A 6244-nucleotide genomic window follows, 5' to 3' on the forward strand; every position below is an offset into this window, starting at 1 on the left:
TTTCCATCCAGTGGAAATTTAAAATGTTCTAGTAATTTCATTTCCATTTTACAAATATTAAAGCAGTTTGGTTTTGCAAATTTACCAATAGGAGATAAAATAGTTTTAGCTTATGAAACAGGGGTGGTTTATTTGGATAAAGAACAGGCTGTCCGAATGCTGGAAAGTTTGAAGGATAAAGAAGTGGAAGAAATCTTTGTCTCGAAACAGGATTTTATGAAATTTCGTGAATTCCTGGTAAAAAGGGATGACTTTAAACACTTCAGGGGCATCGCCCAAAGAGGCGGAGATGTCATTTTTAGATATATCGATGAGGCAAGGAGCTAATCAGAGAAAAAACTGTGAGCTAAGGTAAATTTCACTATCCCTATTAGTGGAATAGTAGTAAAATATTAACACATACTGGTGAGGTGATCGTTGATGGAAACTATGTGCCCTGAGAAAATAATGGAAGAAATCGAACACAAACGTAAAGAGATGATTTCAGCCGCTGATGAAACAGGGTTTCTAAGCGTTCAGACCATATCAGCAAGCCAGAAACTTGATAAGCTTTTAAATATTATTCAGGAAGAACTACATATATTTTCAAAATGAATTTTGTAGGAACACTAAAAAAGTGTTCCTTTTTATTTGGATAAAATTGGTTGAAAATTCACTTTTTTATTATCAGGTGTTAAACTTTTCATAAGCCTTTTATAGAAAGAAGCAAGAGTTCACTCACAAGGGGAGGAAAAAGGAATGGAATTGGTAAACAAACTAGAGCAGTTAAAAATAGAAATTAATAAAAATGTGGTAGGACGAGAGCATGAGGTAGAGATGATGGTAATCGCGCTTTTGAATAATGGCCATATTCTGATGGAAAGTGTGCCAGGTACGGGGAAAACATTGCTTGCTAAAACATTTGCAAGTGCAATAAGCGGTCAATTTTCAAGAATTCAATTTACACCTGACGTTTTGCCGAGTGATATTACAGGAATCCAGTTTTTCAATCCGAAGCTTCAGGAGTTCGAATTAAAACCTGGTCCAATTGTCACTAATATTCTTCTGGCAGATGAAATCAACCGTGCAACACCGCGAACGCAATCAAGCCTGCTGGAGGCGATGGAAGAACACCAAGTAACGATTGATGGCCATACAATTTCCATGAAATCTCCTTTCCTTGTTATCGCAACCCAGAATCCTGTGGAATCCCAGCAAGGTACGTTCCAGCTTCCGGTTGCGCAGATGGACCGTTTCTTTATTAAGCTTTCTCTTGGGTATCCAGAAGTAAACGAAGAGAGGGAAATGATTCAAAAACATAGATTTGGGACTGCAATGGCAAAGGTCAACTCCGTAATAAGTGAGGAGGATATCAATTCTATTAAGCAGGAACTCAGGAATATAAAGTTAACTGAGGTAGTCGAAGAATATCTATTGCAAATCACCCGCAAAACAAGGAATCATCCTTCTATAGAATTAGGAATCAGCCCTCGGGGAACGCTTGCTTTAGTAAAGGCAGCTCAAGGTAGAGCTCTTATTAAGGGACGCAGCTATGTAGTTCCTAATGATGTGAAAGAGATGGCGCCCTTCGTGTTAGGACACAGAATTTATCTATCTGCGGAGGCTTCGCTGACGATGACTCCTGAAAAAGTTGTTGAGGATTTGCTGGAAACCATTCCTCTTCCAGTAGAAGTTGAGGTTTAAGAACATGCAATGGAAAAAAATCGTCATTGAGGACCGTTTTCTATCCATATTGGCGTTTCTCGGCATCCTATTACTGTTTGCAAGCTTTTACATAAATTCCTGGCTGATGTTTGGAGCCGGTCTGATGATTATCCTCATTGCAGCTGGTAATTCTTATTATCTGAAACATATTGGCGAAGGCTTGTTTTTTGATAACAGCCGCAAGCGAAATCGTTTTTTTATCGGAGACAAAGGAGAATGGAGCCTACAGTTCCTTAACCAAGGCCTGCCGATAATGAAAGGCAATCTCTGCATCTATTTTGACAGTGCTGTTGTCCCTGTATCGGGCGAGTATCATATCCATTCGTCAAGAGTTGATGTAAGCCTGCCATTTTCAATGGGACAAAAAGAGAAAATCAACATCAATATTCCTTTTAAAGCTGAAAAACGCGGGTTATCAAAAATAAGAAAAATGGAACTCCATATCCCACATTTCTTTGGATTCGGCGATACGATTCTCGAGTTCTCTGACGTTATCAATATAGAGGCACTAGTTTATCCCAAGGCTATTTCAGTGCACAATATCGATAAACAAAAGTCAATTAAGCCTGGACACAATCCATCCAATTTCTCACTGTTTGAAGATAACATGGGGCCAATCGGTACAAGAGATTATCTGCCGACAGACAGCTTCAACAGGATCAACTGGAAGGCAAGTGCAAGGAAGATGACATTACAGACGAAAGAATATGAACGGATCACTGAGGCCGGTGCTGTTCTTTTCATCAATGTTAGTGACGGCTATTCAGTGACTAGCAAGCTGGAATTTTTAATGAGCAGCTCAGCAGAAATGGCTTACTTTTTTCATAAGTGGAATATTCCTTTCTCGCTCTGCATGAATATCAGGTCTGCTGGGTTCACACCATTTACTTATCTGCCATTAGGGTCTGGCAAGGATCATCTGCAGAAGCTGCTTGATTTACTGGCAATTGCAGACTTCCATTCACCAACTATTCCACATGAGCAGATGCTATTTTTTTATAAAAGGCATTTACCGATTGCACCAACCATGATACATGCTGGGATTCGTACAACAGGATCAGATGGATATATCAAGGAATGGATAAGAGAGGGAGTTCAATTGTTCGAGCTGCAAATACATAATGAAAATGCCTTCCTGGAATCAATGGAAATTAAGTTGAAGGATGTGGCGGGCAGATGAAAAGAAGGGTTTTAAATATCTTTTTTCGTTTTTTTATAGAATGGACCTTTGCAAGCCTCATACTTGTGATATTTCATTTGCTTTCTTCCCAACAAATGCCTTTACTGGCAACCATGGGAACAGCTGCCGCAGCCTCAATACTTTTTACCATTCTATTGGACAGGAAGCCAAACCTTGCAAAGCCTTTGTATATTCTTGTCATCATCCCGCTTCTCTTTCTGATCGGCAGCTTGAGCAATCTGGAGCATTTTTACACCGGGATTATGGCCATATTGATTTTTTGGAGGGTGCTTAAATTCCATCAGGATTCAACAAGTCATTCAGAAAGTGTATGGCTTGTCATTACCTTTTTGATTGGGGTATTCATTTCACCGCTTGCTTATTTTTATGGCGGTTCCTATTTAATCCAAATTGTATTCCTTTTAATCTTTCAGCTACTGTTCATATTATCGGGGCAATTTTTGCTGAAGTGGATGGATATTGAACCGGGCTCGAAAAAGAGGTTTGCAGTCACTTACTCTAAGCTGCTGGGAGTTATATTGCTCCTTGTTGCTGTATTAACGTTTGGAAGAGGCATATTGAAAGAAATTTTCTTTTATGCCCTGCAATTGGTAGGATGGACTCTCTCCCTCCTGTTATATCCGTTCTTTGCCTGGATTGGTTCTGCGGATATGCAGGCCAGAGCCAATAAAGTATTTTCGGGACAGCTGCCCGATATGGAAAATGAAACATCAATCAAGCAGGCCAGGGAGGTTTTTGATCCGGATTTTTGGGGACCCATTCTATTCGCAGTATTAGTTGGACTTGCATTTTACTTTATTTATAAAAAAACCAATTTATTTAGCAGGCAGCCGGCGGAAGATGCGGTCCAAGCAGGGTTTGTAACCACAACCTCTATAGAAGGTCCAACAAGCAGTGGCCTGCTTAAAAGAAGGCGGCCAGCAGTACCAGATAACCTTATAAGAAAGGAAATTTTTCATCTTGAAAAATATGCCAATAAAAAGGAGCTGGGAAGGCTTCAACATGAAGATGTCAGGGAATGGTTCGACAGACTTGGCATCCAATATGACCTACGGACCATTCAGGAGTACGAAAAGGTAAGGTATGGAGAGAATTTGGTTGAACATATGGATGGCTGGTTTAAGGATGAAATCAAAGCAATAAAAAAACAATTCAATTTACTGGAAAAATTAAAAAAGGAAGAGGGCAAAACAGGATTGAAAGATAACTTAAAGAACATCTTCAGGCGATAAGATATCTTTTTGTCACAATTTCGATAAAATGAAAACGTTTTACTGAAAAAAATGCTCTAAACCTTTAAAAATCAATGTTTTTTCATTGTCTAACACTATCCAAAATGCTATTCTTTTGTGTGGGATGCCAATCCGAATTTCTGCGGAAATGATTGGAAACAATATATGGTGTGAAAGAACAATACAAATGGGTAAAATACAAATATCATTTTAGCGGCCTAAAGTTTTGACCTTTCGCTGAATTGAACCATTTAGTTTGGAAGGCATCATGTATGGTCATCTTAATCATCTATTTAAAAGGAGAATGATATAGTATGGTACAAAAACAATTCAAGGTTGTTGCTGAAACAGGAATTCACGCACGTCCTGCTACGATGCTTGTACAAGCTGCAAGCAAGTTCGATTCAGAAATTCATTTAGAATATAAAGAAAAAAAGGTTAACCTTAAGTCAATCATGGGTGTAATGTCGTTAGGAATCGGCCAGGGAGCAGATATCACAATCTTTGCTGAAGGAAGCGACGAGCAAGATGCTCTTAATACACTAGAAGAAGCTCTTAAAAAAGAAGGTTTAGCTGAATAATGGGCTTTCTCCAGGGAATTGCCGCTTCAAACGGCATTGCAATCGCGAAAGCCTATAAGCTTGTTGAACCGGATTTTTCTTTTGAAAAAAGAACAATAGAGGTTCCTGCTGAAGAAATTGCGCGCTTCCAGTCAGCGCTTCAGACAGCAAAAGCTGAGCTTGAAAAAATTCGCGATCATGCCGGAACGGCTTTAGGTGCTGATAAAGCAGCGATTTTTGATGCTCACCTTCTAGTATTGAGCGATCCAGAATTAATTTCACCCATCGAAGATAAAATCAAAACTGAAAATGTCAATGCGGAGCATGCATTGAAAGAAACGGCTGATATGTTCATTGGCATGTTCGAATCCATGGACAATGAATATATGAAAGAACGAGCAGCTGATATCCGCGATGTAACCAAACGCGTATTGGCTCATCTCCTGGGAATCCAGATTCCGAATCCCAGTTTGATTGCGGAAGAAGTAGTCATTGTTGCAGAGGATCTGACTCCTTCAGATACTGCTCAATTAAATCGACAATTTGTAAAAGGCTTTACAACAAATATCGGCGGACGTACTTCCCATTCGGCAATCATGGCTCGTTCAATGGAAATTCCTGCAGTCGTAGGGACGAAGGCAGCTACAGAAGAAATCAACAACGGGGATATCGTCGTTGTTGACGGATTGCAGGGCGAAGTACATTTCAATCCAACTCCTGAAGTTCTCGAAGCCTATAAAAAGACTCAAGAAGATTTCGAAAAACAAAAAGCTGAATGGGCTAAGCTGGTTAATGAAAAATCGGAAACAGCTGATGGCCATCATGTAGAGCTTGCTGCAAATATCGGTACACCGAAGGATTTAAAAGGTGTGGTTGAAAATGGCGGCGAGGGAATAGGCCTTTACCGTACAGAGTTCCTTTACATGGACAGGGACCAGCTTCCTACAGAAGAGGAACAATATACAGCATATAAGGCAGTGCTTGAAGGCATGGAAGGCAAGCCAGTCGTTGTCCGTACTTTGGATATCGGCGGAGACAAAGAACTACCGTATTTGAACCTGCCTAAAGAAATGAACCCATTCCTTGGCTTCAGGGCTATCCGCCTTTGCCTTGAGGAAGTGGATATTTTCCGGACACAATTGCGCGCTCTTTTACGTGCAAGTGTGCATGGCAACCTGAAAGTTATGTTCCCGATGATCGCTACTCTTAATGAGTTCAGGGAAGCGAAAGCCATGCTTGAAGAAGAAAAAACTAAATTGGTTGAAGAGGGCATTCAAGTTGCTGAACATATCGAGCTTGGCATCATGGTTGAGATTCCTTCCACTGCAGTCCTTGCAGACCAGTTCGCTAAGGAAGTCGACTTCTTCAGCATCGGAACAAATGATTTGATTCAATACACAATGGCGGCGGACAGGATGAACCAGCAAGTATCATACCTGTACCAGCCATACAACCCATCAATCCTTCGTCTTGTAAAAATGGTCATTGATGCGGCACATAAAGAAGGCAAGTGGGCTGGAATGTGCGGAGAAATGGCCGGAGACGAA

Annotated in this window: 7 protein-coding genes; all 7 read left to right on the forward strand. The window is 40.4% G+C overall.

Features of this window, described 5'->3' with window-relative positions; genetic code table 11:
• Positions 1 to 132 precede the first annotated feature (132 nt).
• On the forward strand, positions 133 to 327 hold the full coding sequence (locus tag ACH0QE_RS18720; RefSeq protein WP_415801998.1) for a hypothetical protein: 195 nt from the start codon (positions 133 to 135) through the stop codon (positions 325 to 327).
• 93 nt (positions 328 to 420) lie between these two features.
• Positions 421 to 594, forward strand: a complete 174-nt coding sequence (locus ACH0QE_RS18725; protein WP_415802003.1) for a Spo0E family sporulation regulatory protein-aspartic acid phosphatase — start codon at positions 421 to 423, stop codon at positions 592 to 594.
• 144 nt (positions 595 to 738) lie between these two features.
• The gene (locus ACH0QE_RS18730) at positions 739 to 1683 is read left to right on the forward strand and encodes an AAA family ATPase (protein ID WP_415801999.1); all 945 of its coding nucleotides are present in this window, start codon (positions 739 to 741) and stop codon (positions 1681 to 1683) included.
• Between the two features lie 4 nt (positions 1684 to 1687).
• Entirely contained in the window at positions 1688 to 2884 is a 1197-nt protein-coding gene (locus tag ACH0QE_RS18735) for a DUF58 domain-containing protein (RefSeq protein ID WP_415802000.1), read from the forward strand.
• Positions 2881 to 4137: a hypothetical protein gene (locus ACH0QE_RS18740; protein ID WP_415802001.1), complete on the forward strand. Its 1257-nt coding sequence runs from the start codon at positions 2881 to 2883 to the stop codon at positions 4135 to 4137. The genes ACH0QE_RS18735 and ACH0QE_RS18740 overlap by 4 nt, the downstream gene beginning before the upstream one ends.
• A gap of 314 nt (positions 4138 to 4451) precedes the next feature.
• Positions 4452 to 4718 (forward strand): phosphocarrier protein HPr, encoded by a 267-nt coding sequence (locus ACH0QE_RS18745; protein ID WP_041965588.1) that lies wholly within the window; start codon positions 4452 to 4454, stop codon positions 4716 to 4718.
• On the forward strand, positions 4718 to 6244 hold a 1527-nt coding region (ptsP, locus tag ACH0QE_RS18750; RefSeq protein ID WP_415802002.1), incomplete at its 3' end, for a phosphoenolpyruvate--protein phosphotransferase. The genes ACH0QE_RS18745 and ptsP, both read left to right, overlap by 1 nt.

The organism is Mesobacillus sp., from assembly GCF_047739415.1.
GTDB lineage: Bacteria > Bacillota > Bacilli > Bacillales > Cytobacillaceae > Mesobacillus.